We start from the raw sequence: 26,113 nt of genomic DNA, 5'->3' as shown, positions 1-26,113 counted from the left end.
TCATCACCTTATTTGATGCACCGGTTTTTAAATACGCTGTCGTTAAAAGATCGTTAGTTAAACATTAAGGCAGTAAGCAATATGTCAATAAGCTTGATACCTACAAAAGGCACAAGCAGGCCACCAAGCCCATATACCCATAGATTCCGGCGCAGGAGTGACAATGCATTCATTGGGCGGTAACTGACGCCTTTTAGGGCCAATGGCAGTAAAAAGATGATAATTATCGCATTGAAGATAACCGCAGACAGTACCGCAGATTCTGGAGAATGCAGGTGCATGATGTTTAACACATTAAGTTGTGGGTACGTCACTGAAAAGGCAGCGGGAATGATGGCAAAATATTTAGCAATATCATTGGCAATACTGAATGTGGTTAAAGCACCACGGGTCATTAGCATCTGCTTGCCAATATGGACAACTTCGATCAACTTGGTGGGATTGGAATCCAGGTCGACCATATTGCCTGCCTCTTTCGCCGCCTGTGTGCCTGAATTCATGGCAACGGCAACATCTGCTTGTGCCAGCGCTGGCGCATCGTTTGTACCATCACCCGTCATGGCAACCAGACGCCCTTCGGATTGATATTGGCGGATAAGGGCGAGTTTCGCTTCGGGAGTGGCTTCTGCCAGAAAGTCATCAACGCCTGCTTCGGCAGCAATTGCAGCGGCAGTGAGATGATTGTCACCCGTGATCATGACCGTCTTGATCCCCATTTTGCGCATTTCACTAAAGCGCTCTTTAATCCCGCCTTTCACAATATCTTTTAAGGCAACAACACCCAAAACCTGCTGGTTCTCAGCAACAACCAAGGGGGTCTCCCCCTTATGCGCAACGTGTTGTACCAATTGGTCAATCACATCCGGGAAATGGCTATGATTAGCTTCAATATGGCGACGAATCGCATCGACAGCGCCTTTGCGGATCATACGATTACCCATATTGACACCACTCATGCGCGTCATTGCGGAAAAGGGGACAAATGTCGCGTTTAATTCTCGCAGATCACGTTCACGCATATTGAAACGTTGTTTTGCTAAAATCACGATACTGCGCCCTTCCGGTGTTTCATCTGCGAGAGAAGAGAGTTGAGCCGCATCAGACAATTGCCGTTCCGTTACGCCCGATGCGGGTAAAAATTGGGATGCTTGACGATTTCCTAGCGTGATAGTGCCCGTTTTATCGAGTAGCAAAACATCGACATCCCCAGCGGCTTCAATGGCTCGTCCGCTGGTAGCAATAACGTTGGCTCCCAACATCCGGCTCATACCCGCAACGCCAATAGCTGACAGTAACCCGCCAATGGTGGTGGGGATCAGGCAAACCAGTAAGGCAATCAAAACAGTAAGTGTAATCGGTGCGCCAGATTGGTTAGCCTGAACACTGAACAAGGAAAAAGGCAGCAAACTTACACAAACCAGCAGAAAAATAATGGTTAGTGCCGTGAGCAGAATGGTGAGAGCGATTTCATTGGGTGTTTTACGTCGTCTGGCACCTTCAACCATTGAGATCATCCTGTCTAAAAAGGTTTCTCCCGGGTTGACTGTGCATTCGACGATTAACCAATCTGATAAAACCCGCGTCCCTCCGGTGACAGAGGAAAAATCGCCGCCGGATTCGCGGATAACGGGGGCCGATTCTCCTGTAATAGCACTTTCATCAACGGAAGCTCCTCCTTCAAGAACTTCACCATCACAAGGAACAATTTCTCCGGCTTCCACCAGCACAATATCGCCTTTGCGTAAAGTGTCAGAAGTGACTTTTTCTTTTGTTGCCTCACGGTTGGGGGAGGCCAGTTTGGTTGCCAAACTGGTTCTTTTTACGCCTTTCAGACTGGCGGCTTGAGCTTTGCTACGCCCTTCGGCCAGTGCCTCCGCAAAGTTGGCAAACAGGACAGTAAACCATAACCAGAGGGCAATAGTGCCGGTAAAGAGTGCGCTGCCTGTCAATTGTCCCACTAATAGGCCTATCCATAAGGCGGTGGTCAGACAACTTCCCACATAGACAACGAACATGACCGGATTGCGCCATTGTTGAGCCGGATGGCATTTTTTTAACGAATCGATCAGGGCATGGCGAATTAAAGTGGGTTCAAATAGTACTTGTTGTTTGTTTTTCATGCGTTACCTCACTCGCTCAACCTCACGGCCAAAGTTGTAGATGTTCTGCAATAGGACCAAGAGCCAGAGCAGGAATAAACGTCAGAGCACCAATCAGTAAAATGACCAGAATCAATAATCCGATGAAGAGCGAGCCGTGGGTCGGTAAGGTGCCACTGCTAATCGGCTGGCGTTTTTTGTTAACCATGGAACCCGCGATTGCCAGAACAGGCAGAATGATGCCAAAGCGTCCAAGAAACATGACTATTCCCAACAACAGGTTGTAAAAAACATTGTTGGCGTTGAGTCCGGCAAAAGCACTTCCGTTGTTGTTGGCTGCGGATGAGAAAGCATAAAGTACTTCGGTGAAACCATGAGCGCCGGGATTGGCGATAGCGCTGCGACCTGCATCGATTGAAATTGCTAAAGCAGTACCTAATAAAACCAGCGAAGGTGTGATTAAAATCGAGAGTGCGACCATTTTCATGTCATAGACATCGATTTTTTTGCCTAAGTATTCTGGTGCCCGGCCAATCATTAAGCCTGCGATAAATACGGCAAGCAGAACGAACAGCAATATGCCATAAAGCCCGGAACCTGCGCCCCCGAATATAATTTCACCAATTTGCATTAACCAGAGCGGTATCATGCCACCCAGTGCGGTAAAGGAGTCATGCATTGCATTTACGGCCCCACAGGAAGCGGCTGTCGTCACAACACTATAGAGAGAAGAGGCAAGGATACCAAAGCGGGCTTCTTTGCCTTCCATATTAAAGTGGTTACCGATATTGGGATGGATGAGATGGGCATTGCCTGCGATTTCGGCAGACATCACCACGCCGGTGGCAATAATGAAAATAATACTCATTACCCACAGCAGGGCATATCCCTGACGGTTGTCGCCAACAACCAGACCGAATGCGAAACATAAGGCGCTGGGGATCAAAAAAATAGCCAGAACCTGAACAAAGTTACTGAGTGCAGTTGGGTTTTCAAATGGATGAGCTGAGTTGGCACCAAAAAATCCGCCGCCATTGGTTCCCAAAAGTTTTATGGACTCTTGGGAAGCAACGGGTCCCATAGGAAGCCATTGTTGTTGTCCTTCAAGGGAATGGATGAGGACATAGGGAGAAAAGTTTTGAATAACGCCTTGACTGACAAAGAATAAAGACACAATGATCGCAAGCGGAAGTAAGAGATATACCGTGATGCGTGTAATGTCTATCCACGCATTTCCCACTGTTTTAGTGCCTTGACGGGAAAACGCCCGCATTAAGGCAAAAGCCACGGCAATGCCCGTTGCCGCAGACAGAAAATTCTGAACAGTTAATCCGGCCATTTGGCTCAGGTAACTGAGGGTATTTTCTCCGCTATAAGCTTGCCAATTGGTATTAGTGATAAAACTGAGCGCGGTATTCAGTGCCAGATCCCATCTCATGCCAACAAAATGTTGTGGATTCAGTGGCAGGTGACCTTGATTTATCAGCAGCGTAAACAGGAGTAATAGCCCGGCTATATTGAATATGAGGATAGTGAGAGCATATTGCCACCAGTTCATTTCTTTAACATTGCTGCCCGGTTTTTGCAGGCCACAACAACGCCATAAGAAGGTTTCTGTTTTGGTTAGCCAGGGAGGCAGCTCTCCTTCGACGAGTCTGGCAATCAGGATACCAAGCGGTTTGGCCAATAGAAATAGTATGAGCAGGAAACTGGCAATCAGTAAAAAAGCGGATACTGCCATTTAGAAATCCTCCGCATTCAATAACGCATAAATTAGGTAGCCCAGTAATAGCGTCACCAGAAAAATGCCAAGGATCAGATAGATATTCATGGTGGTGTATCTCCTTGCTTATTTCTTCAAGAAATAGTCAGTTACAGCATAGAAATACCATACAAGTAAGTTATTAAAAGGGTCTCTGAAAGCGTAAAAAAAGTATAAATGATCTTTGGAATTCAACGATAAGGCAAGTGTAGCAAACTATGTTGAGTTAATTTTTTGTTTTCAATTTGTTTGTTTTGTTTCTGTTTAAGTATAATTTTGTAATTAAATTACGAAATCAGAGAAAAAAGGTAATTTATATCACTAAAAAGTGGTCGGATGAGTAGTCAGTTTTCATTTTATCGGATAAAATTTTAGGCATATTACAAGGGCAAGCCCATGAGGGGTATCAATGTCTATTTATCGTGCATACTCTTGGCATCAGATTCTCTTGCGACGTATTGGCGCTATATCACTGGGTGTCATTGCGTTTCCTGTTATGCTGTTTCGTCATGACCGTGCCCGCTTTTATAGCTATCTTCATAAAGTATGGTTAAAAACCAGTGATAAGCCAGTATGGCTGGAAAGTTCGGAAACGGCGTCAGATACCGAAATCACTAAAATTGCATGACGATGTAGCCTAACCGGGCATTTTGAATATAGCATTTGAACTATAGTATCTTGGCACCTTGTCGGTTTATGCTGGCAAGGTGTTTTGTTTTATATTGGATTTATAACCAATCTATTTTGACTTAATCCATGGCAGGTATGTCTTTTATGATGAAGAAAATGCTAAGTGACAGGGGGAATGTGATGAACAATGTTGAATTGGAGCATGCGCTCAATACGGAATTGAAGATCCGTGAATTTCAAGATTACGCTCCCAATGGATTACAGGTGGAAGGCCGCTCCCATGTTCAACGGGTTATTACAGGCGTGACAGCTTGTCAGGCACTATTGGATGAAGCTGTTCGTCTTGAGGCAGATGCTGTCATCGTTCATCATGGATACTTTTGGAAGAATGAATCTCCGGTTATCCGTGGCATGAAGCGTCGCCGTTTGCAAACACTGCTTTGCAATGATATCAACCTGTATGGCTATCATCTTCCGTTAGATGCCCATCCTGCTTTGGGTAACAATATCCAATTGGCACGTCAGATGGGTGTAAAGGTTATCGGCGAGATTGATCCCCTTCTTCCTCATGGTGTTTTTGAGCAGCCTGTTACGCCGGCAGAATTGACTGAACGTCTCGAAAAAAGCCTGGAGAGAAAGGTCCTGCATTGTGGGGATAATGCACCGGAAGAGATCCGCACACTGGCATGGTGCACAGGCGGCGGCCAGGGTTTTATTGAACAGGCGGCTGAGTTTGGCGTTGATGCTTTTGTGACAGGAGAGGTATCGGAAAAAACTATCCATGTTGCCCGTGAAATGGGGCTGCATTTTTTTGCGGCAGGGCACCATGCGACAGAGCGCTATGGTATCAAAGCGCTCGGTGAATGGTTGGCGAATAATTATGGGTTGGATGTGATTTTTATCGATATTCCTAATCCGGCTTGATTTTTTAGTAACTTATATATACTCGATAAACCTCAAGTTGCAATCCGTAAGACGACGCGAGGCGTTATATTTCCCCGCAGCACGGGGAAATATAACGCGCATTCTGAAGTTGGATTGGTATAGCCCCAGGATTTTATTGCCATTTTGGCAATTGGGACTTTTTATCTTGCAAGAGAGATAAAATCATCATTGCGATCCCACAACATATTAATACGCGGCCTAATGCCTGCCCCCAGCCTGCCAATGCCAAACCAAGTCCCAGCAGCAAATAGTAAAACAGCCCAAGTAAAGCACCCGCTGTACCTAGCCTGTCTGAATAGTCAGTTAATGCAGTAGCTAAAATATTCGGGATCGCCAGTCCATAAGCGATAACTATTCCCAATATTGGAAAAATAAAGAGCCAGCTATTTTCGAGCAGGTATACCCCGATCCCACTGAATAAACTGATTAATGAGGCAAGGGTAACTAATTGGGTTGATATCCAGTGTTGCTTTAATAGATATTTGTTTAATAGTGCGCCTAATGCAACGCCGAAAGTTAATAACAAGCCAGTATAACCAAATATTTTCGGGGATAATCCAAAGTGTTGGAAACGAAATGGCGCTAATTGGTAATAGCTGAATAAACAAAGATTAAAAAGTGCGATCAAAAACGCATTTCTCCAAATTGAAATATCTTTAAGCATCATAATGACTGTGCTGAATAAAGCCACTTTTGTTACGTCAGTTGGCCGGGTTTCTGGTAACCGGGTAATAGACCAACAGATCAGGATAACCGCCAGAATAATTAACCCAGCAAAGACGGCCTTATAGCCAGCAAAATAGTTCAATGTTGAACCACTGAACATACCAATAGCAGGACTGATTGCTAAGGCAATTCCCATGATGGAAAGAACCCGCGCTAACTCTTCCCCACGATAAGTATCACGCATAATGGTTTGTGTGCCGACAGAGCCAACGGCGGCTCCGAAAGCAGATAGCATTCGGGCAACGAGTAATAACCAAAATTGTTGTGTCAATAATGCCAGCAGGGAAGCGAGACCATAGAGTGATAGACCAGCAATCATGGTTGGGCGTCTGCCAATGACATCACACATACGTCCCCATACGACAACACCAAGGGCAAAAGCAAAAAAGTAGAGTGATAATGTCTGGCCAGCTTGCTCTGAGTTGACGGAAAACCCAGCAGCAATATTGGTTAATGCGGGACTATAGATGGTTTCTACGATCTGCGGGAACATCATCAAGGCAATAGCGAGCCAAAGTGATGGTTTAGTTTGCATGATTTTTTTCTTTTGCTGATAAGTCATGGCGTGAAAGGTTAGCAGTATGGTTACTGTCTCTTTATGATAATAAAGACTATTTGTTTATGTAATCGGACATTAAATCAGAAGGAATCAACATGGCGTGGTTGCAACAAAGTGATTATTTTGATCCTGATAGCTTGGATATGCCTGTGATCGGGATCGCAGCAGAGATGGGGCAACACGATTCTGGTTTTCATCAACATGATATGGGGCAATTGCTGTTTACCCAGCGGGGCTGTATCAAGATCACACTGGCAAACCAAATGTCTGTTCTGCCTCCAACCAGAGTGGCATGGATACCCCCCAGGATACGACATCGGGCAGAAATGCATGGCTCGGTAGGTTATCGTTCTATTTATTTAAATTCTAGTTACTTGGCATTCTCTGTTTCGACGCAAAGTGAAGTATTAGAAGCCACGCCACTATTACAGGCCCTTTTGGAGCGTATAGCGACATCTTCTTTGGATTCTGATTGGTATCAGGGAAAAGGAGCAAATTTGTTAGCACTATTTTTTGATGAGATCCGTGAGGCACGTAGGGAACCCACCTTATTGCCGCTACCTTTTGATCGGCGTTTAGCCCATTTGTCATTTGATCAATTGCCATCACCATTACACATACTGGCTACTTATATTGGCGCCAGTGAGAAAACCATTACCCGGATATTTCAGCGTGAGACAGGAATGAACTATCAACAGTGGCGGCAGCAATGGCGATTGGTAAAGGCGATAGAGTTATTGGCACAGAATAAAACATTATCCTATGTTGCACAGGAACTCGGTTTTGCTAATGATAGTGCATTTGTGACATTTTTTCGCAAAATCATGGGGAGACCGCCACGGGAATATATGGCGGGTTCAAAGAGATAAAACAAAACTACACCCCTGATATCAGAATAAAAACTGACATAAGAGGTGCAGAAATACGCTATTCAAAATATGCCGGAATCTGACCGGATATGAATAGTGTTATTGATTCAATTAATTTTCAGCTGACTCTTGAAATCGCGTTGCGTGTGACCAGTATAAAGCTGGCGTGGACGGGCGATCCTCAAACCTTCATCGTGCATTTCATTCCAGTGGGCAATCCAGCCAATCGTACGGGCAATAGCAAAAATCACGGTGAACATGGTCGACGGAATACCCATAGCTTTCAGGATAATGCCTGAATAGAAATCAACGTTTGGATACAGTTTTTTCTCAATGAAATAGGGGTCATGCAAGGCAATGCGTTCTAATTCCATTGCCACTTCCAGCAGACTGTCATTCAGACCAAGCTCATTCAGTACTTCATGGCAGGTTTCACGCATCACTGTCGCGCGAGGATCGTAGTTTTTGTAAACACGGTGACCAAAGCCCATCAGGCGGAAAGAGTCATTTTTGTCTTTGGCGCGAGCAATGAATTCAGGAATGTGTTCGACTGTTTGGATCTCTTCCAGCATCCGTAAGCAGGCTTCATTTGCTCCACCATGTGCTGGTCCCCACAGGGATGCAATACCCGCAGCGATACAAGCAAATGGGTTGGCACCAGAAGAACCCGCAGTACGTACTGTTGACGTTGACGCATTTTGTTCATGATCTGCATGCAGAATGAAAATGCGATCCATAGCGCGTTCTAATACTGGATTAACTTTATATTCCTCACACGGTGTTGAGAACATCATGTGCAGGAAGTTAGCAGCATAAGACAGATCGTTGCGTGGATAAACGAAAGGTTGTCCAAGGGAATATTTGTAACACATTGCCGCAACAGTTGGCATTTTGGACAGCAGGCGGTAAGCCGTGATTTCACGGTGGCGAGGATTATGGACATCCAGAGCATCATGATAGAAGGCCGCCAGTGCGCCTGTAACACCACAAAGTACAGCCATCGGATGGGAATCACGGCGGAAACCATGGAACAGACGGGTGATCTGTTCATGGATCATAGTATGGCGAGTCACCGTAGTTTTAAATTTTTCGTATTCTTCGGGAGTAGGGGGTTCGCCATATAGCAGAATGTAACAGACTTCCAGGTAGGTCGATTCCGTTGCAAGCTGATCGATGGGAAAACCACGGTGTAGCAAAATGCCTTCATTGCCATCAATATAGGTGATTTTCGACTCACAGGAGGCAGTGGAAGTAAAACCTGGGTCATAAGTATAGAAGCCTTTTGAGCCGAGGGTACGAACGTCAATCACTTCAGAACCTAGGGTCGGCGTTAGTACGTCTAGTTCGATAGCAGCTGAACCATTTATGTTCAACGTAGCCTTTTTATCAGCCATTTATATCTCCTTAGCGCTTATTTTTATAACCCCTAACAACCAGATAGGCGCAATTTATACTGTGCCGAAGGCATTGTGCTACCGGAGAGAATTTAACATCAGGCTGGTATCACATTTAACGCTGAAATCTCATTACGGACGACAATGGTTTTCAGGTTGTTAAAAAGTTTTTGGAAGTTATGTTTAAAGTATTATTGACATAAAATGTTATCATTTTGTGCTTATATGATACTTCTACATAACTTTTATTTTTCGTTAAGATTAATTTTGCATCTAAAATGATGGCAAATAATATATAACGACATATATGTAAGATAAATGTTTAATCTTTGTCAAACAAGATTGTTGGTTTTATGAAAAATGTTTGAAGCGTGATCTTTCTCACTGTTCAAGCTAAATGTTAATAATCATATTGTGTGGCAATTGTAATAACAATGTGAAGTACTTATACTTCCGTGAGGTCTCCGGATTATCCTGATGCAGGAGCACCCAGCGTAACCAAATCACAACTTTTGATGAACAGTAGGGATTGTTTAAGTTAATTATGTTGTGTCTTTGTATCCTCTTCGCGCTGTCTGATTCCCGCCCAGGACCGGAGGATGGAAAATAAAAAAAAGCTTTGTGGGCAAAATTGTGAAAAAACAAAGACCTGTCAACCTTGATCTGCGGACGATTAACCAACCCGTCTCCGCGATAGCGTCGATCTTGCACCGTATCTCAGGCGTCATTACCTTTATCGCAGTTGGCATTCTACTGTGGTTATTGGGGATGTCTCTGTCGTCGCAAGAAGGCTTCCTGCAAGCATCTGAAATCATGACTGGCTTCTTCGCCAAATTTATCCTGTGGGGGATATTGACGGCGCTGGCTTACCACATCAGTGGAGGTATTCGCCATGTGTTGATGGATTTTGGTTTCCTGGAAGAAAATCTCGCTACCGGTAGTGCATCTGCCAAAGTAGCAATAGCAATCGCGGTTATTCTGTCTATTCTGGCTGGGGTGTTATTATGGTAAGCAACGCATCCGCTTTGGGTCGTACAGGTATTCAGGATTGGCTGCTATTGCGCGCATCCGCAATTATTATTGTTTTGTATGTCCTCTATCTCGTCGGTTTTGTCGCAACAACATCGGATATTACCTATGAAGTCTGGCGAGGTTTCTTTTCTTCATCCCTCACTAAAGTATTCACCGTGTTGACTCTGCTTTCCATTCTGGTTCATGCGTGGATTGGAATGTGGCAGGTACTGACAGATTATGTCAAACCGCTCGCACTGCGTCTGGTTTTGCAACTGGTGATTATCGTAGCGCTGTTAACTTATTTGATTTACGGAACAATTGTGGTGTGGGGTGCATAAATGAAACTACCGGTAAGAGAGTTTGACGCTGTCGTGATTGGTGCTGGTGGCGCAGGTATGCGTGCGGCACTGCAAATTTCACAAATGGGTTTATCTTGTGCGTTGATTTCCAAGGTATTCCCAACCCGTTCCCACACAGTTTCAGCACAGGGTGGGATCACAGTTGCTTTGGGCAATACCCATGACGATAACTGGGAATGGCACATGTATGATACGGTGAAAGGCTCCGATTATATTGGTGACCAGGATGCCATTGAGTATATGTGTAAGACTGGCCCAGAAGCTATTTTGGAACTGGAGCACATGGGGTTGCCATTTTCCCGTCTGGATGATGGCCGTATTTACCAACGCCCATTTGGTGGGCAATCCAGAAATTTTGGTGGTGAGCAGGCCGCTCGTACTGCCGCTGCTGCCGACCGAACCGGTCACGCCTTATTGCATACTCTGTATCAGCAGAATTTAAAAAACCACACGACTATTTTCTCTGAATGGTACTCGCTAGATTTGGTTAAAAATCAGGATGGTGCCGTTGTCGGTTGTACCGCGATTTGTATCGAAACGGGTGAAGTGGTCTATTTCAAAGCGAAGGCGACTATTCTGGCAACGGGGGGGGCCGGTCGTATTTTCCAATCCACAACTAATGCGCATATCAACACCGGTGATGGTGTGGGGATGGCGTTGCGTGCAGGTGTGCCTGTTCAGGATATGGAAATGTGGCAATTCCACCCAACGGGTATTGCTGGCGCGGGGGTTCTGGTTACAGAAGGTTGTCGTGGTGAAGGTGGTTACCTGCTAAATAAAGATGGTGAACGCTTTATGGAGCGTTATGCGCCAAATGCTAAAGACCTTGCTGGTCGTGATGTAGTCGCACGTTCTATGATGATCGAAATCCGTGAAGGCCGCGGCTGTGAAGGCCCATGGGGTCCGCATGTCAAACTGAAACTGGATCATCTGGGTAAAGACGTGTTGGAATCCCGCCTGCCAGGTATCCTTGAATTATCCCGTACTTTCGCCCATGTCGATCCAGTAAAAGAGCCGATCCCTGTTATCCCAACCTGTCACTATATGATGGGGGGGATTCCCACTAAGATTACGGGTCAGGCGCTGACAGTCAATGAAAAAGGCGAAGATGTGGTAATCCCTGGCCTGTTTGCTGTGGGTGAAATTGCTTGCGTATCTGTTCACGGCGCGAACCGCCTGGGGGGGAACTCACTGCTTGACCTGGTGGTATTTGGTCGTTCCGCAGGCTTACATTTGAAAGAATGCCTGATGGAGCAGGGTACGAGCCGTGATGCCAGCGAATCTGATGTCGATGCAGCTCTTCAACGTCTGAACCGTTGGAATAATACCCGCTCAGGTGAAGATCCAGTAGAAATCCGCAAAGCATTGCAAGCTTGTATGCAGCATAATTTCTCGGTATTCCGTGAAGGTGATGCGATGGCAAGAGGTCTGGAAGAGCTGAAAGTGATCCGCGAACGTCTGAAAAATGCGCGTCTGGATGATACTTCATCAGAATTCAATACCCAACGTATTGAATGTTTGGAATTGGATAACCTGATGGAAACAGCTTATTCAACTGCGGTTGCTGCGAACTTCCGTACAGAAAGTCGTGGTGCCCATAGCCGCTTTGACTATCCAGAGCGTGATGATGCTAACTGGCTGTGCCATAGCCTGTACTTACCGCAAACTGAGAGCATGACTCGTCGTGAAGTGAATATGCAGCCAACGCTGCGTGAAGCATTCCCGCCGAAAGTGCGTTCTTACTAATTGCATTGCTGATGTTCCAGTTGCGGAGAAATAGATTATGAAACTTGAATTTTCCATTTATCGTTATAATCCAGATGTCGATGATGTGCCTCGTATGCAGGACTACACATTGGAAGCAGAGGAAGGGCGCGATATGATGCTGCTGGATGCGCTCATCCAGCTAAAAGAGCAAGATCCAACCTTGTCATTCCGCCGTTCTTGCCGTGAAGGGGTTTGTGGCTCTGATGGCGTGAATATGAACGGTAAAAACGGCTTGGCATGTATTACATCCATTTCAGCATTGCGTCGTGGCAATAAAAAAATTGTTATTCGCCCATTGCCTGGTTTGCCTGTAGTTCGTGATTTGGTTGTTGATATGGGGCAGTTCTACGCGCAGTATGAGAAAATCCGCCCTTATCTGATTAATGATGGCAAAAATCCACCCGCGCGTGAGCACCTGCAATCACCAGTACAGCGTGAAAAGCTGGATGGTTTGTATGAATGTATCTTATGTGCCTGTTGCTCAACGTCTTGCCCATCATTCTGGTGGAATCCAGATAAATTTATCGGCCCAGCCGGTCTTTTAGCGGCATACCGTTTCCTGATTGATAGCCGTGATACTGAAACAAGTTCACGATTGGATAACCTGAATGATGCATTCAGTGTTTTCCGTTGCCACGGCATTATGAATTGCGTCAACGTATGTCCTAAGGGATTGAATCCGACAAAAGCGATTGGTCATATTAAATCTATGTTGCTGAAACATAGCGCATAGCAAAATAAAAATTTGTGTATAAATAACACATAAATAGTGTGTAAATAGTGCATATAATGTTGCCCTCCACAATTTTGAAATAAATATCAAATCAGTGGAGGGCATTAAAGAATGAAAAATGATAAATTGCCTGCTGCTAAAGACGAAGTATGTTTCTAAATAAAGGGATCTTTAAAAACTGATATTCGGTTTTTAAAGGTTCCTTGAAGGGTAGGAAAACCCATAGAAGAACATGCATTAAGCACGTCCAAATGAACCTTTTATCAACACCGCTAATTAAGCGGTATTTGTTAACCACGGCGAAAACTAAAGCTTTTAAAGCTTAAGGGATCACAATGCAGAACGGCGCAATGAAGGACTGGCTGGACTCAAGCTTTCTGGCTGGTGCAAACCAGTCTTATATAGAGCAAATCTATGAAGACTATATAACCGATCCTCATTCTGTTGATGAAAGTTGGAGAGAAATTTTCCAACAATTACCGGAAGCAGGACTTAGCGGCGAGCAACTTCACTCACAGACACGCGATTATTTCCGTCGTCTGGCAAAAGATGCCACACGTTATCACACTTCAGTCAGCGATCCAGCAATGGATGCAAAACAAGTCAAAGTTTTGCAGCTCATCAATGCATTCCGCTTCCGCGGACACCAACATGCAAACCTTGATCCATTGGGATTATGGAAACAGGAACCTGTACCTGATATTGATCCTGCTTTCCATAATTTAACAAAAGCGGATTTTGAAGAAACGTTTAATGTTGGTTCTTTTGCCATTGGTAAAGAAACCATGAAATTGGCTGATCTGTATGACGCACTGAAACGCATTTATTGCGGTTCAATTGGTGCGGAATATATGCATATCACCAATACGGAAGAAAAACGTTGGATCCAGCAACGTCTGGAGTCAGTGGCAGTAAGTTCACAGTTTAGTGCAGAAGAAAAGCGTCGTTTCCTGAAAGAATTAACATCCGCAGAAGGTTTGGAACGCTATTTAGGTGCTAAATTCCCAGGGGCGAAACGTTTCTCTCTGGAAGGTGGCGACGCACTTATCCCTATGTTAAAAGAGCTGATCCGTCACGCAGGTAAACAAAGTACCCGTGAAGTGGTCTTGGGAATGGCTCATCGTGGTCGCCTTAACGTGTTGGTCAATCTCTTGGGTAAAAAACCGGTAGATCTGTTCGACGAATTTGCGGGTAAACACAAAGAGCATCTGGGCACTGGCGACGTAAAATACCATCAAGGTTTTTCGTCTGATTTTGAAACCGAAGGTGGTTTGGTGCATTTGGCTCTGGCCTTTAACCCCTCTCACCTTGAGATTGTCAGCCCTGTTGTTATCGGCTCTGTACGTGCCCGCCGTGATCGTCTTGATGAAGGTCGCAGTAATATGGTTCTGCCTGTGACTATCCACGGTGATGCCGCAGTCATAGGGCAGGGGATTGTGCAGGAAACGTTGAACATGTCTCAGGCGCGCGGTTATGAAGTTGGCGGTACGGTTCGTATCGTAGTGAACAACCAGATCGGCTTCACCACTTCTAACCCGAAAGACGCCCGTTCAACACAATATTGTACTGATATTGTGAAAATGGTTCAGGCCCCGATTTTCCACGTTAATGCAGATGATCCGGAAGCTGTTGCATTCGTCACACGTCTGGCGCTTGACTTCCGTAATACCTTCAAAAGTGATGTTATGATCGATCTGGTCTGTTACCGTCGCCACGGTCATAACGAAGCTGATGAGCCAAGTGCAACTCAGCCACTGATGTACCAGCAAATCAAAAAACAACCAACAGCACGTAAAATCTACGCAGATAAGCTGGTCGCGGAAGGTTTGCTGGAAGCCAATGACGTGACTGAGATGGTGAATCTGTATCGTGATGCACTGGATCATGGTGAATGTGTTGTCGATGAATGGCGTCCAATGGGGCTGCACTCATTCACATGGGAACCCTACCTGAACCACGAATGGGATGAAGAGTATCCACATAAGATGGATATGAAACGTCTGCAAGATCTTGGCAAAAGCATCAGTACTGTTCCTGCCGAAGTGGTAATGCACTCACGTGTTGCGAAAATCTATGGCGACCGTGCAGAAATGGCGAATGGCAATAAGTTGTTTGACTGGGGGGCTGCGGAAACACTGGCTTACGCGACCTTGGTTGATGAAGGCATTCCGGTCCGTATCTCTGGTGAAGATGCGGGACGTGGTACTTTCTTCCACCGTCATGCTGTTATTCATAACCAAAACAATGCTTCTGTTTATGTCCCTTTGGCGAATGTCCACAATGGACAGGGTGTATTTAATGTATGGGATTCTGTCCTTTCAGAAGAAGCTGTACTGGCATTTGAATACGGTTATGCAACCACTGAACCTCGTGTCCTGACGATTTGGGAAGCCCAATTTGGTGACTTTGCCAACGTGGCTCAGGTTGTGATTGACCAATTTATCAGCTCTGGTGAACAGAAATGGGGCCGTATGTGTGGCTTGGTTATGCTGCTGCCACATGGTTATGAAGGGCAGGGACCAGAGCACTCATCGGCACGTCTGGAACGTTATCTGCAACTGTGTGCTGAACAAAACATGCAGGTTTGCGTACCATCGACTCCCGCTCAGGTTTATCACATGCTGCGTCGTCAGGCTCTGCGTGGTATGCGCCGTCCGCTCATCGTTATGTCACCGAAATCGTTACTGCGTCATCCACTGGCAGTGTCTACTCTGGATGAATTAGCGAATGGTAAATTTGAGCCAGTCATTGGTGAAATTGACGCTTTGGATCCAAAAGGTATCAAGCGCGTTGTGCTTTGTTCCGGCAAAATTTATTACGATCTGCTGGAACAGCGTCGTAAGAATGAACAGACCGATGTTGCTATTGTGCGTATTGAACAGCTGTATCCATTCCCTCGTCAGCAGCTGCAAGCTCAACTTGAGCAGTATGCCCATGTTCATGATTTCGTCTGGTGTCAGGAAGAGCCGCTGAACCAAGGGGCTTGGTATTGCAGTCAACATAATTTCCGTGAAGCGATCCCATTTGGGGCGTCTTTACGTTATGCAGGTCGTCCGGCATCTGCTTCCCCGGCGGTGGGATATCCGTCTGTTCACCAGCAGCAACAGCAAGCACTGGTTAATGACGCACTGAACGTTGAATAAATTAAGGATAGAAAATGAGTAGCGTAGAAATTCTGGTTCCAGACCTTCCTGAATCTGTTGCAGATGCCACTGTGGCAACGTGGCATAAAAAACCCGGTGACACCATAGAGCGTGATGAAGTGCTGGTTGAGATTGAAACGGATAAAGTTGTTCTGGAAGTGCCAGCAAGTGAAGCAGGTGTTTTGGAAGCCATTTTGGAAGAAGAGGGCGCCACTGTTCTGTCCAAACAACTGTTAGGTCGTATCCGTTTAGGTGACAGCACGGGGATACCTGCCGAAGTTAAAGCCAAAACAGAGGCAACGCCAGCGCAGCGTCAGACTGCATCTTTGGAAGAAGAAAGCAACGATGCACTAAGCCCTGCTGTTCGTCGTCTGATTGCAGAGCATGATTTAGATCCTGCTGCCATTAAAGGCAGTGGCGTTGGTGGCCGCATTGTCCGTGAAGATATCGAAAAATATGTCGCTGCGAATAAAAAAGAGAGTGATAAGCCTGCTGCATCTGCTGAACAGCCATCCTTATTGCCACACCGCAGTGAAAAACGTGTTCCAATGACGCGTTTGCGTAAGCGTGTTGCAGAACGTTTGCTTGAAGCGAAGAACAATACGGCAATGCTGACGACTTTCAATGAAGTCAACATGAAGCCAATTCAGGAATTGCGCAAGCAATATGGCGATGCATTTGAAAAACGCCATGGTGTACGTCTGGGCTTCATGTCTTTCTATGTGAAAGCGGTTGTTGAAGCGTTGAAACGCTATCCAGAAGTGAACGCTTCCATTGATGGCACAGATGTGGTTTACCATAACTATTTTGATATCAGTATTGCTGTATCTACACCACGTGGTCTGGTTACACCCGTATTGCGCGATGCAGATGCATTGAACATGGCTGACATTGAGAAAAGCATCAAAGAGCTGGCTATCAAAGGCCGCGACGGTAAACTGACGGTTGAAGAACTCACAGGCGGTAATTTCACCATTACCAACGGTGGTGTTTTCGGTTCCCTGATGTCCACCCCGATCATTAACCCACCACAAAGCGCGATCCTTGGTATGCATGCCATTAAAGATCGTCCAATGGCAGTAAATGGTCAGGTTGAGATCCTTCCGATGATGTACCTGGCACTGTCCTATGACCACCGTCTGATTGACGGTCGTGAGTCAGTCGGCTTCCTGGTGACCATCAAAGAAATGCTGGAAGATCCAACACGTTTGTTGCTGGATGTATAGCATCACTATCGGCGGAGAGTGTTAACTCCGCCAAGTCTGAAGTAGTACGACGCTGATGTAAAAATATATGCAGGCCAGCCCCCTTGGGGCTGGTCATATCCAGAGCAACAAAATAGAAGGTAATTTACCTTTCTTAAATTAAATTATGGATAGAACATCATGAATTTACACGAGTATCAGGCAAAACAACTTTTTGCACGGTATGGTTTACCAGCACCTGCTGGCTATGCTTGTACCACACCGCGCGAAGCAGAAGAAGCAGCATCCAAGATTGGTTCAGGCCCTTGGGTCGTTAAATGTCAGGTTCATGCAGGTGGCCGCGGTAAGGCTGGTGGCGTGAAAGTCGTCAACAGTAAGGAAGATATCCGCACTTTTGCTGAACAATGGCTGGGTAAACGACTGGTAACTTACCAGACAGATGCGCAGGGGCAACCTGTTCATCAGATCTTGGTGGAAGGGGCAACTGATATTGCCAAGGAGCTGTATCTCGGGGCTGTTGTTGACCGCGGTACACGACGTGTAGTGTTCATGGCTTCTACTGAAGGTGGCGTCGAAATAGAAAAAGTGGCGGAAGAAACGCCCGAACTCATTCATAAAGCCATTATCGACCCACTCTCTGGCCCTATGCCGTATCAAGGCCGTGAATTGGCATTCAAACTTGGTTTGACGGGTAAACAAGTTGGTCAATTCACCAAGATTTTCTTGGGATTGGCTAACCTGTTCTTAGAGCGTGATTTGGCATTAGTTGAAATCAACCCTCTGGTGATCACAACGCAAGGTGATCTGGTTTGTTTGGATGGAAAATTGAGCGCTGATGGTAATGCGATGTTCCGTCAGGCTGAACTGCGTGAAATGCACGATCCTTCACAGGAAGATCTGCGTGAAGCTCAGGCTGCACAGTGGGAACTGAACTATGTTGCACTGGATGGCAATATTGGTTGTATGGTGAATGGTGCAGGTCTGGCAATGGGAACGATGGACATAGTCAAACTGCACGGTGGTGCACCGGCAAATTTCCTTGATGTAGGTGGTGGTGCAACAAAAGAGCGTGTTACCGAAGCATTCAAGATCATCTTGTCAGATGAAAATGTTAAGGCCGTTTTAGTTAATATCTTTGGTGGTATCGTTCGCTGTGATTTGATCGCTGACGGCATTATTGGTGCGGTGGAAGAAGTGGGAGTTAACGTACCAGTAGTCGTTCGTCTGGAAGGAAACAATGCTGAACTGGGTGCTAAAAAACTGGCGGATAGCGGTTTGAACATCATTGCAGCGACCAGTTTGACAGACGCAGCTAAACAGGCAGTCGCAGCAGCGGAGAATAAATAATGTCTATTTTAATCGATAAAAACACCAAAGTGATTTGTCAGGGTTTTACTGGTAGCCAGGGTACTTTTCACTCCGAACAGGCGATAGCCTACGGTACTCAAATGGTGGGTGGCGTAACACCGGGTAAAGGTGGCACTGAGCATTTAGGATTACCTGTATTCAACACCGTACGTGAAGCCGTTGAAGCCACGGGGGCAACCGCTTCTGTAATTTACGTTCCGGCCCCATTCTGTAAAGACTCCATTTTGGAAGCGATTGATGCGGGGATTGAACTGATCATCACTATTACAGAAGGCATCCCAACACTCGATATGTTGACCGTTAAGGAAAAACTGGATCAAGCTGGTGTTCGTATGATTGGTCCTAACTGTCCGGGTGTCATTACACCTGATGAGTGTAAGATTGGCATTATGCCTGGTCATATTCATAAGTCAGGTAAAGTGGGCATTGTTTCCCGTTCAGGCACACTGACTTATGAAGCGGTTAAACAGACCACAGATGCTGGTTTAGGGCAATCTACCTGTGTTGGTATCGGTGGTGACCCGATCCCGGGTTCGAACTTCATTGATATTCTGCAACTGTTCCAGCAAGATCCACAGACAGAAGCGATTGTCATGATTGGTGAAATTGGTGGTACAGCCGAAGAAGAAGCTGCGGCTTATATCAAAGAACATGTGACTAAACCGGTTGTTGCTTATATTGCGGGTGTAACTGCACCGAAAGGTAAGCGGATGGGCCATGCCGGAGCGATTATCGCAGGGGGTAAAGGGACAGCAGACGAGAAATTTGCTGCTCTGGAAGCTGCAGGTGTGAAGACGGTGCGTAGCCTGGCAGACATTGGCGATGCTGTAAAAGCGTTATTGGCATAAGCAGCATAAAATAAACTCTTTTTTATAGAAAAAGGCTACTTTAGGGTAGCCTTTTATTTTATTTTATAATATTAACAATAGGTTAGTTCATTTATAAGATCAGTTGTTTTTCAATTTAATTGAACTGGATTTTAGTAAAATCTATTTATTTTATTAATTAAATTGGAAATATCGAAAAAATATATTCTTTAAAGAATGAAAAGGAAAAGTTAATTTTCTAATGCATTTTACAGCAAAAAATAAATTACAGTCCATTGCAAATAACAACTTATTAACATCAAGTAAACCATAATGAAATAATAGCTGTAAAGATTAACAAAATAAGAAAAAATTGACTAAAATCAATTTATTACTATGGATTGTATTCGCTAAACTTGATTAAATTGATCTAGTATATATAGGTATTAATCTGAGAATGTATGATATTGTTGATCTATATTCAGAATTCTAAGCTGAGTCACGTAAAAGATATTTATTGTATGTGAATATAGGCGTAATATCATTGTGGTATCTATTGATTTTTTGATTTTGTAATAATTCATTGTTGTGTTTGAGGCATTTATTGCTGGTAGTTACGAGACTTTCGTTTTACGAAGTCGGGTTGCCGCAAGTCGGTGTCTTCCTGCTAGGAGCAAGGAGTCAAGATGTTTGATATTGTCGAACTGTCACGATTACAGTTTGCCTTAACTGCTATGTACCATTTTCTGTTCGTCCCATTAACGCTTGGTATGGCGTTTTTGCTTGCGATCATGGAAACGGTATATGTCCTTTCTGGCAAACAAATCTATAAAGATATGACAAAATTCTGGGGTAAGTTATTTGGTATTAACTTTGCCTTGGGTGTCGCAACGGGCTTGACCATGGAGTTCCAGTTCGGAACCAACTGGTCATATTTCTCACATTATGTTGGTGATATTTTCGGTGCGCCTCTGGCCATCGAAGGTCTGATGGCATTCTTCCTCGAATCCACATTCGTTGGTCTGTTTTTCTTCGGGTGGGATCGATTGAGTAAGAAACAACACTTGGCGGTTACCTGGCTGGTTGCATTAGGCTCTAACTTCTCTGCATTGTGGATTCTGATTGCGAATGGTTGGATGCAAAACCCGATTGCGTCTGACTTTAACTTCGAAACCATGCGCATGGAAATGGTGAGCTTCAGCGAACTGGTACTTAACCCAGTTGCTCAGGTGAAATTTGTTCACACTGTTGCAGCCGGTTATGTCACAGGTGCCGTTTTTGTACTGGGTATCAGTTCTTACTATCTGCTCAAAGGGCGCGACTTAGGGTTTGCCAAACGTTCTTTTGCTATTGCAGCAAGTTTTGGTATGGCTGCGGTACTGTCCGTCATTGTTCTGGGTGATGAATCTGGATATGAAATGGGGGACGTGCAGAAAACCAAATTGGCAGCTATTGAAGCAGAGTGGGAAACCCAGCCACCTCCGGCTTCATTCACGTTGATTGGCCTTCCTGATCAGGACAAAATGGAAAATAAATATTCCATCCAAATTCCTTACGTTTTAGGTCTGATTGCTACCCGCTCTACAGATACACCGGTCGTTGGTCTGCGTGATTTGATGAGCCAGCATGAGCAGCGTATCCGTAACGGTATTAAGGCCTATCAATTACTGGAAGAACTGCGTGCAGGTAATGTTGATCCAAGTGTTCGCAGTGCATTCAATGAAAGTAAGAAAGATCTCGGCTATGGCATGCTCGTAAAGCGTTATACCCAAAACGTAACTGATGCAACAGAAGTGCAAATTAAAGCCGCGGCGAAAGACTCTATCCCACGCGTAGCACCGCTCTACTTTGCATTCCGTATCATGGTTGCTGCGGGCTTTATTATGCTGCTGGTTATCGGTCTGTCGTTCCTGAGCGTTCTCCGTAACCGTATCGGTCAACATAAGTGGCTGCTGCGTGCTGCACTGTTCAGCATTCCATTGCCCTGGATTGCCGTTGAGGCCGGTTGGTTTGTCGCAGAATATGGCCGTCAGCCGTGGGCGATTGGTGAAGTGTTGCCAACGGCTGTCGCGGCGTCAACACGCAGTGTCGGCGATCTGATTTTCTCAATGGTGCTGATTTGTGGTCTGTACACTTTGTTCTTGATCGCAGAGATGTTCTTGATGTTCAAATTTGCCCGTCTTGGCCCAAGCAGCCTTAAGACCGGTCGTTACCATTTTGAACAAAAAACCGCGTCTTCAGCGAATAATATTGAGTAAGCAGGAGTCCACTTATGCTTGATTATGATGTATTACGATTTATATGGTGGCTGCTGATTGGTGTGTTACTGATCGGTTTCACAGTGACTGATGGTTTCGATATGGGAGTAGGTGTCCTGCTGCGGATCATTGGTAAAAATGATACTGAACGCCGTATCATGATTAACTCAGTTGCCCCGCACTGGGATGGTAACCAGGTTTGGTTAATTACTGCGGGTGGTGCCCTGTTTGCCGCATGGCCGATGGTATATGCCGCCGCTTTCTCTGGTTTCTATGTGGCAATGATTCTGGTCTTGGCAGCCCTGTTTTTCCGTCCGGTTGGCTTTGATTACCGTTCGAAACTGGAAAACAGAAAATGGCGTAATATGTGGGATTGGGGGCTGACTATTGGTAGCTTCGTACCTGCATTGGTTATCGGGGTGGCATTTGGTAACTTGCTGCAAGGCGTACCGCTGGCGGTTGATTCTTACCTGCGTGTCTCCTATGAAGGTTCATTCTTTGGATTGCTGAATCCCTACGGCTTGCTGGCTGGGGTGATTAGCCTGATGATGATTGTGACGCAAGGCGCAACGTATCTGCAAATGCGTACAACAGGCGAGCTGCACCTGCGTTCCCGTACCGCAACCCATGTTTGTGCAGCGATAACGGCAATTGCATTCCTGTTGGCTGGGATATGGCTGATTTATGGCATTGATGGTTATGTTGTCACGGGTGGGCTGGATGTGAATGGCGCATCGAATCCGTTACATAAAGAAGTTATCCAGCAGGCTGGTGCATGGCTGATCAACTTCAATCACTATCCGATTCTGTGGGCAATACCTGTGCTGGGTGTGCTTCTTCCTTTGCTGACTATGCTGGCTACCTGGATGAATAAAGGTGCCTGGGCATTCTTGTTTTCATCACTGACAGTGGCTTGCATTATCCTGACTTCAGGGATTGCTATGTTCCCGTTCGTGATGCCGTCAAGCATTGACCCGAATGTCAGCCTGACTATGTGGGATGCGACATCCAGTCAGTGGACGTTGCAAATTATGTTCGTTGTTGCACTTATCTTCGTTCCTATTGTTCTGTCTTACACCATTTGGTGTTATTACAAAACCTTCGGGCGTTTGGATAAGAACTACATTGATAACAACAAACACTCACTGTACTAAGGAGCATAGGCATGTGGTATTTTGCTTGGATTCTCGGAACGCTCTTAGCTTGTAGCTTTGCTATCATTGCTGCTTTGGCACTTGAGCATAGCGAATCACAGAACGCTTCTGAGAGTGACAAAAAATAATGTTGGCTGATAAATGCTACCAACTTATGGATAAGAGCCTGGTGAGGGCTCTTATCCTCATTATCGCTTTAACACTTGCTGCATGCGTGTTTTGGAACCCTGTACGTTTTGCCGCCAATACCAGTTCACTACAAATATGGCAAGGTATTTTATTGATCTGGGCAGTTTGTTCTGGCGTTACTTTTGGTGTTGGTTTTTATCCTAACCGTATTATTTGGCGATTATTTTTTCATCCGTTACCTGCATTTTTCATTCTTCTTTTTGGCTTATATCATTTCTTTAAGTAAACTAATTGTAATTTTATAGGCCATCGGCCTATAAATTTTTTTTACTGACAGGTCATTCCAAAGCGCTATTGTCTTAAGTATAGTGACAGCGTCAATTCGCCTAATTAGGATTATATGAGTAATATGTTATTCCGTTGGCCTATCCGTGTTTACTACGAAGACACAGATGCTAGTGGTGTGGTTTATCACGCTCGGTATTTGGGTTTTTACGAAAGAGCTCGTACAGAGATGTTGCGGGAAAAAGGTTTCCAGCAACAGACTATGCTAGATGAACAAGTTGGCTTTGTTGTTAGTCGTATGACGATTGACTACCGGAAACCAGCAAAACTGGATGACCAACTGTTTGTTGAAAGCGAAGTTACGAATATCCGTGGTGCTTCTCTGACATTTATTCAACGAATTGTTGATTGTAATCGCGTAGTTGTCAGCAGTGCAGAATGCCTTGTTGTCTACGTGAATTCATCTCAAATGAAGCCGATTGCGCTTCCAAAGTCTATTGTCGCGGAGTTTAAGCAGTGACTGACATGAACATCCTTGATTTATTTCTTAAGGCAGGTTTCTTAGTGCAGCTGATCATGCTGATTCTGATTGGCTTTTCTATCGTCTCTTGGGCAATCATTATTCAACGAACAAAAATCCTGAATGCCGCAAGCCGTGAGGCAGAAGCATTTGAAGATAAATTTTGGTCTGGTATTGAATTATCTCGCCTTTACAAAGAAAGTCAGTCACGCCGTGATTCGTTAAGTGGCACTGAGCAGATATTCCATTCCGGGTTTAAAGAATTTGCTCGTTTACATCAGGCAAATAACCCTGTTCCGGAAGCTGTTATCACAGGAACCTCCCGTGCCATGCGGATTTCACTAAATCGTGAATTGGAAGTATTGGAAAATCATATTCCATTTCTGGGTACGGTAGGTTCTATCAGCCCTTATATTGGGTTGTTTGGTACGGTTTGGGGGATCATGCATGCCTTTATTGCGTTGGGAGCGGTTAAACAGGCAACCCTGCAAATGGTTGCGCCGGGGATTGCTGAAGCTTTGATTGCAACAGCTATCGGCCTGTTTGCGGCCATTCCTGCGGTGATGGCCTATAACCGCCTGAACCAGCGGGTTAACAAACTAGAACAAGTTTACGATAACTTTATGGAAGAATTCCTGGCTATCCTGCATCGTCAGGCTTTTGCTTCCAATACTAATAAGTCGTAATAAATCGTAAGGGGAAATCAGCGAATGGCGCACACTCGTAGTCGCAGACGTGAGCTAAAATCCGAGATCAATATCGTCCCCTTGCTGGACGTGTTGCTGGTATTACTGCTTATTTTCATGGCAACAGCACCGATTATCACGCAAAGCGTAGAAGTCGATTTACCTGATTCGGTGGATTCAAAGACAGTTTCCAGCACTGATAATCCGCCGGTCATTGTGGAAGTTTCTGGGGTAGGACAGTACAACATGGTTGTTAACCAGGAACGTTTGGAATTATTACCTGAACAGCAAATCGTTGCAGAAGCGCAAACCGTGATGAAGGCCAATCCGAAAACAATTTTCCTGATTGGTGGTTCTAAGGAAGTTCCTTATGATGAAATTATCAAGGCGTTGAATATGCTTCGTCAGGCAGGTGTAAAATCGGTGGGCTTAATGACCCAGCCTATCGGCGCCTGACAGCGGTTGTTACTTAAAGTTTCTGGATGTCGAGCGTGGGAAAGACAAGCGAGCAAAATAATAGGCTGAATCGGGCCATTATCATTTCGGTAATATTGCACATTATCCTGATCGGATTTCTGATTTGGGGTTCTTGGGTGCAAAAAACAGAAATGGGCGGCGGTGGACAGAGTGGTACTGTCATTGATGCTGTTATGGTTGATCCGAATGCGGTCGTTCAGCAATATAATCAGCAGCAACAGCAACAGGCCAATGCAAAGTTAGCTGAACAACAGCGGAAGAAAAAAGCTGAACAACAGGCGGCTGAGTTGCGGGCAAAGCAGGCGGAAGAGCAGGAACGCTTGAAAGCGGCTGAAGAAGAGCGAATTAAAGCATTGCAGGAAGCTGAAGCGCAGAAAAAACAGTCTGAGGTTGCTGCCGCTAAAGCGCGCGAAGATCAAAAGCAGGCAGAAGAAGCGGCGGCAAAAGCACTGGCAGAAAAAGAACGAATTCTAAAAGAGCAAGCGGAAGCCCGCCAGAAAGCGGAAGCTCAGGCGAAGAAAGAAGCGGAAGAGGCGGCAAAACGTAAAGCGGCGGCTGAGGCAAAAGCTAAAACGGAAGCCGAAGCTAAGGCGAAGGCAGAAGCAGTGGCTAAAGCAGAAGCAGAGGCTAAAGCAAAAGCCAAGGCAGAAGCCGCAAAGCAAGCTCAAACGGTTAATGATCTGTTAGGTGGATTAACGTCTAATACCCCTAAGCAGGGGGGAGCGACTGCGGCAGGAAAAGGTGGCGGTAAGAAAAGCGGTCCTTCGGATTCTGATATCAACAATTACAAGGGACAGATTCAGGCTGCAATCCAGCAGAATTTTCGTGATCCAAGCCTGTATATCGGCCGTACTTGTGATTTAAACATAAAACTGGCGTCAGATGGATTACTGATTGATATCAAAGCGGGGGCGGGTGATCCGGCATTATGCCGAGCCGCAATTACTGCCGCAAATTTGGCAAAAAAAATGCCGCCTCCACCAAGCAAAGAGGTTTATGAATATTTTAAGAGTTTCACACTAGAATTTAAACCGCAGTAAGTTAAATGTTTGGTAGATAATCGTTATGCTCTAAGCAAACTTTCGAATAATTTATATGTACAAACAAAATTATTAGATTTTATTTAGGTATCTAGTTTTGTTTGTTGGCGTTTGTTAGAATCCGGCGGATTATTGCGGCAGATAAAAGATCGCGATAAGGGAGAGATGATGAAGCAAACTTTTAA

General features: G+C 45.2%; 24 protein-coding genes. 19 read left to right on the top strand and 5 right to left on the bottom strand.

Annotation, left to right across the window (positions count from 1 at the left end):
* Positions 1-53: 53 nt before the first annotated feature.
* The 3 genes from kdpB to kdpF are packed head-to-tail and all read right to left on the bottom strand — an operon-like array spanning position 54 to position 3,930.
* A complete protein-coding gene (kdpB, locus tag PXH59_RS08900) occupies positions 54-2,120 on the bottom strand; it encodes a potassium-transporting ATPase subunit KdpB (protein ID WP_285811370.1) in 2,067 nt (688 codons plus the stop codon).
* Between the two features lie 22 nt (positions 2,121-2,142).
* Positions 2,143-3,840, bottom strand: a complete 1,698-nt coding sequence (gene kdpA, locus PXH59_RS08895) for a potassium-transporting ATPase subunit KdpA (RefSeq protein WP_047770322.1) — start codon at positions 3,838-3,840, stop codon at positions 2,143-2,145.
* Positions 3,841-3,930: a K(+)-transporting ATPase subunit F gene (gene kdpF, locus PXH59_RS08890; protein WP_072059786.1), complete on the bottom strand. Its 90-nt coding sequence runs from the start codon at positions 3,928-3,930 to the stop codon at positions 3,841-3,843.
* Positions 3,931-4,270: 340 nt separating this feature from the next.
* Between kdpF and PXH59_RS08885 the strand changes: the two genes are divergently transcribed.
* Together PXH59_RS08885 and PXH59_RS08880 are read left to right on the top strand one after the other, a co-directional pair.
* Complete coding sequence (locus tag PXH59_RS08885) at positions 4,271-4,489, top strand: YbfA family protein (protein ID WP_047770320.1); 219 nt, start codon at positions 4,271-4,273, stop codon at positions 4,487-4,489.
* A 182-nt stretch (positions 4,490-4,671) separates the two neighbouring features.
* Positions 4,672-5,415, top strand: coding sequence for a type 2 GTP cyclohydrolase I (locus PXH59_RS08880; RefSeq protein WP_285811704.1), 744 nt, complete (start codon positions 4,672-4,674; stop codon positions 5,413-5,415).
* A 133-nt stretch (positions 5,416-5,548) separates the two neighbouring features.
* Here the strand turns inward: PXH59_RS08880 and PXH59_RS08875 are convergent, their stop codons facing one another.
* Positions 5,549-6,697 carry a multidrug effflux MFS transporter gene (locus PXH59_RS08875; protein WP_047770316.1) on the bottom strand — a complete coding sequence of 383 codons (1,149 nt, stop codon included), beginning with the start codon at positions 6,695-6,697 and terminating at the stop codon, positions 5,549-5,551.
* 119 nt (positions 6,698-6,816) lie between these two features.
* Between PXH59_RS08875 and PXH59_RS08870 the strand changes: the two genes are divergently transcribed.
* A complete protein-coding gene (locus PXH59_RS08870) occupies positions 6,817-7,590 on the top strand; it encodes an AraC family transcriptional regulator (RefSeq protein ID WP_285811366.1) in 774 nt (257 codons plus the stop codon).
* Between the two features lie 107 nt (positions 7,591-7,697).
* Here the strand turns inward: PXH59_RS08870 and PXH59_RS08865 are convergent, their stop codons facing one another.
* Entirely contained in the window at positions 7,698-8,984 is a 1,287-nt protein-coding gene (locus PXH59_RS08865; RefSeq protein ID WP_047770313.1) for a citrate synthase, read from the bottom strand.
* A gap of 621 nt (positions 8,985-9,605) precedes the next feature.
* On the opposite strand from PXH59_RS08865, the gene sdhC reads away from it, so the two are divergent.
* The 16 genes from sdhC (at position 9,606) to tolA (ending at position 25,928) form a co-directional block, all read left to right on the top strand.
* Positions 9,606-9,995, top strand: a complete 390-nt coding sequence (sdhC, locus tag PXH59_RS08860; protein WP_047770311.1) for a succinate dehydrogenase cytochrome b556 subunit — start codon at positions 9,606-9,608, stop codon at positions 9,993-9,995.
* Positions 9,989-10,336 carry a succinate dehydrogenase membrane anchor subunit gene (sdhD, locus tag PXH59_RS08855; protein WP_047770308.1) on the top strand — a complete coding sequence of 116 codons (348 nt, stop codon included), beginning with the start codon at positions 9,989-9,991 and terminating at the stop codon, positions 10,334-10,336. The genes sdhC and sdhD overlap by 7 nt, the downstream gene beginning before the upstream one ends.
* Positions 10,337-12,103, top strand: coding sequence for a succinate dehydrogenase flavoprotein subunit (gene sdhA, locus PXH59_RS08850; protein WP_285811364.1), 1,767 nt, complete (start codon positions 10,337-10,339; stop codon positions 12,101-12,103).
* 37 nt (positions 12,104-12,140) lie between these two features.
* Entirely contained in the window at positions 12,141-12,857 is a 717-nt protein-coding gene (locus tag PXH59_RS08845; protein WP_047770304.1) for a succinate dehydrogenase iron-sulfur subunit, read from the top strand.
* 335 nt (positions 12,858-13,192) lie between these two features.
* Complete coding sequence (sucA, locus tag PXH59_RS08840) at positions 13,193-16,000, top strand: 2-oxoglutarate dehydrogenase E1 component (protein WP_047770303.1); 2,808 nt, start codon at positions 13,193-13,195, stop codon at positions 15,998-16,000.
* A 14-nt stretch (positions 16,001-16,014) separates the two neighbouring features.
* Positions 16,015-17,226 (top strand): 2-oxoglutarate dehydrogenase complex dihydrolipoyllysine-residue succinyltransferase, encoded by a 1,212-nt coding sequence (gene odhB, locus PXH59_RS08835; RefSeq protein ID WP_047770302.1) that lies wholly within the window; start codon positions 16,015-16,017, stop codon positions 17,224-17,226.
* 159 nt (positions 17,227-17,385) lie between these two features.
* Positions 17,386-18,552, top strand: coding sequence for an ADP-forming succinate--CoA ligase subunit beta (gene sucC, locus PXH59_RS08830; RefSeq protein ID WP_047770301.1), 1,167 nt, complete (start codon positions 17,386-17,388; stop codon positions 18,550-18,552).
* Positions 18,552-19,421, top strand: a complete 870-nt coding sequence (sucD, locus tag PXH59_RS08825) for a succinate--CoA ligase subunit alpha (protein ID WP_047770300.1) — start codon at positions 18,552-18,554, stop codon at positions 19,419-19,421. Before sucC ends, sucD begins: the two co-directional genes overlap by 1 nt.
* A 644-nt stretch (positions 19,422-20,065) precedes the next feature.
* On the top strand, positions 20,066-21,637 hold the full coding sequence (gene cydA, locus PXH59_RS08820) for a cytochrome ubiquinol oxidase subunit I (RefSeq protein WP_285811358.1): 1,572 nt from the start codon (positions 20,066-20,068) through the stop codon (positions 21,635-21,637).
* A 14-nt stretch (positions 21,638-21,651) separates the two neighbouring features.
* Positions 21,652-22,791 (top strand): cytochrome d ubiquinol oxidase subunit II, encoded by a 1,140-nt coding sequence (gene cydB / locus PXH59_RS08815; protein WP_047770296.1) that lies wholly within the window; start codon positions 21,652-21,654, stop codon positions 22,789-22,791.
* 11 nt (positions 22,792-22,802) lie between these two features.
* Positions 22,803-22,919, top strand: a complete 117-nt coding sequence (gene cydX, locus PXH59_RS08810; RefSeq protein WP_072059785.1) for a cytochrome bd-I oxidase subunit CydX — start codon at positions 22,803-22,805, stop codon at positions 22,917-22,919.
* The gene (gene ybgE, locus PXH59_RS08805; RefSeq protein ID WP_285811356.1) at positions 22,919-23,206 is read left to right on the top strand and encodes a cyd operon protein YbgE; all 288 of its coding nucleotides are present in this window, start codon (positions 22,919-22,921) and stop codon (positions 23,204-23,206) included. Before cydX ends, ybgE begins: the two co-directional genes overlap by 1 nt.
* A 114-nt stretch (positions 23,207-23,320) precedes the next feature.
* Positions 23,321-23,725, top strand: a complete 405-nt coding sequence (gene ybgC / locus PXH59_RS08800) for a tol-pal system-associated acyl-CoA thioesterase (protein WP_285811355.1) — start codon at positions 23,321-23,323, stop codon at positions 23,723-23,725.
* Entirely contained in the window at positions 23,722-24,411 is a 690-nt protein-coding gene (gene tolQ / locus PXH59_RS08795) for a Tol-Pal system protein TolQ (RefSeq protein WP_047770290.1), read from the top strand. The genes ybgC and tolQ overlap by 4 nt, the downstream gene beginning before the upstream one ends.
* A 24-nt stretch (positions 24,412-24,435) precedes the next feature.
* The gene (gene tolR, locus PXH59_RS08790) at positions 24,436-24,867 is read left to right on the top strand and encodes a colicin uptake protein TolR (protein ID WP_285811352.1); all 432 of its coding nucleotides are present in this window, start codon (positions 24,436-24,438) and stop codon (positions 24,865-24,867) included.
* Between the two features lie 35 nt (positions 24,868-24,902).
* Complete coding sequence (tolA, locus tag PXH59_RS08785; protein WP_285811350.1) at positions 24,903-25,928, top strand: cell envelope integrity protein TolA; 1,026 nt, start codon at positions 24,903-24,905, stop codon at positions 25,926-25,928.
* The last annotated feature ends 185 nt before the right edge of the window (positions 25,929-26,113 follow it).

Source organism: Xenorhabdus bakwenae (assembly GCF_030272115.1).
In the GTDB taxonomy this organism is placed as follows: Bacteria; Pseudomonadota; Gammaproteobacteria; order Enterobacterales; family Enterobacteriaceae; genus Xenorhabdus; species Xenorhabdus bakwenae.
This window is presented reverse-complemented; position numbering and strand designations above follow the sequence as displayed.

Bases quoted from the DNA above. Each gene is read 5' to 3' on its own strand.
- kdpB (WP_285811370.1), bottom strand. From the start codon at position 2,120: ATGAAAAACAAACAACAAGTACTATTTGAACCCACTTTAATTCGCCAT.
- kdpA (WP_047770322.1), bottom strand. From the start codon at position 3,840: ATGGCAGTATCCGCTTTTTTACTGATTGCCAGTTTCCTGCTCATACTA.
- kdpF (WP_072059786.1), bottom strand. From the start codon at position 3,930: ATGAATATCTATCTGATCCTTGGCATTTTTCTGGTGACGCTATTACTG.
- PXH59_RS08885 (WP_047770320.1), top strand. From the start codon at position 4,271: ATGTCTATTTATCGTGCATACTCTTGGCATCAGATTCTCTTGCGACGT.
- PXH59_RS08880 (WP_285811704.1), top strand. From the start codon at position 4,672: ATGAACAATGTTGAATTGGAGCATGCGCTCAATACGGAATTGAAGATC.
- PXH59_RS08875 (WP_047770316.1), bottom strand. From the start codon at position 6,697: ATGCAAACTAAACCATCACTTTGGCTCGCTATTGCCTTGATGATGTTC.
- PXH59_RS08870 (WP_285811366.1), top strand. From the start codon at position 6,817: ATGGCGTGGTTGCAACAAAGTGATTATTTTGATCCTGATAGCTTGGAT.
- PXH59_RS08865 (WP_047770313.1), bottom strand. From the start codon at position 8,984: ATGGCTGATAAAAAGGCTACGTTGAACATAAATGGTTCAGCTGCTATC.
- sdhD (WP_047770308.1), top strand. From the start codon at position 9,989: ATGGTAAGCAACGCATCCGCTTTGGGTCGTACAGGTATTCAGGATTGG.
- sdhA (WP_285811364.1), top strand. From the start codon at position 10,337: ATGAAACTACCGGTAAGAGAGTTTGACGCTGTCGTGATTGGTGCTGGT.
- PXH59_RS08845 (WP_047770304.1), top strand. From the start codon at position 12,141: ATGAAACTTGAATTTTCCATTTATCGTTATAATCCAGATGTCGATGAT.
- sucA (WP_047770303.1), top strand. From the start codon at position 13,193: ATGCAGAACGGCGCAATGAAGGACTGGCTGGACTCAAGCTTTCTGGCT.
- odhB (WP_047770302.1), top strand. From the start codon at position 16,015: ATGAGTAGCGTAGAAATTCTGGTTCCAGACCTTCCTGAATCTGTTGCA.
- sucC (WP_047770301.1), top strand. From the start codon at position 17,386: ATGAATTTACACGAGTATCAGGCAAAACAACTTTTTGCACGGTATGGT.
- sucD (WP_047770300.1), top strand. From the start codon at position 18,552: ATGTCTATTTTAATCGATAAAAACACCAAAGTGATTTGTCAGGGTTTT.
- cydA (WP_285811358.1), top strand. From the start codon at position 20,066: ATGTTTGATATTGTCGAACTGTCACGATTACAGTTTGCCTTAACTGCT.
- cydB (WP_047770296.1), top strand. From the start codon at position 21,652: ATGCTTGATTATGATGTATTACGATTTATATGGTGGCTGCTGATTGGT.
- cydX (WP_072059785.1), top strand. From the start codon at position 22,803: ATGTGGTATTTTGCTTGGATTCTCGGAACGCTCTTAGCTTGTAGCTTT.
- ybgE (WP_285811356.1), top strand. From the start codon at position 22,919: ATGTTGGCTGATAAATGCTACCAACTTATGGATAAGAGCCTGGTGAGG.
- ybgC (WP_285811355.1), top strand. From the start codon at position 23,321: ATGAGTAATATGTTATTCCGTTGGCCTATCCGTGTTTACTACGAAGAC.
- tolR (WP_285811352.1), top strand. From the start codon at position 24,436: ATGGCGCACACTCGTAGTCGCAGACGTGAGCTAAAATCCGAGATCAAT.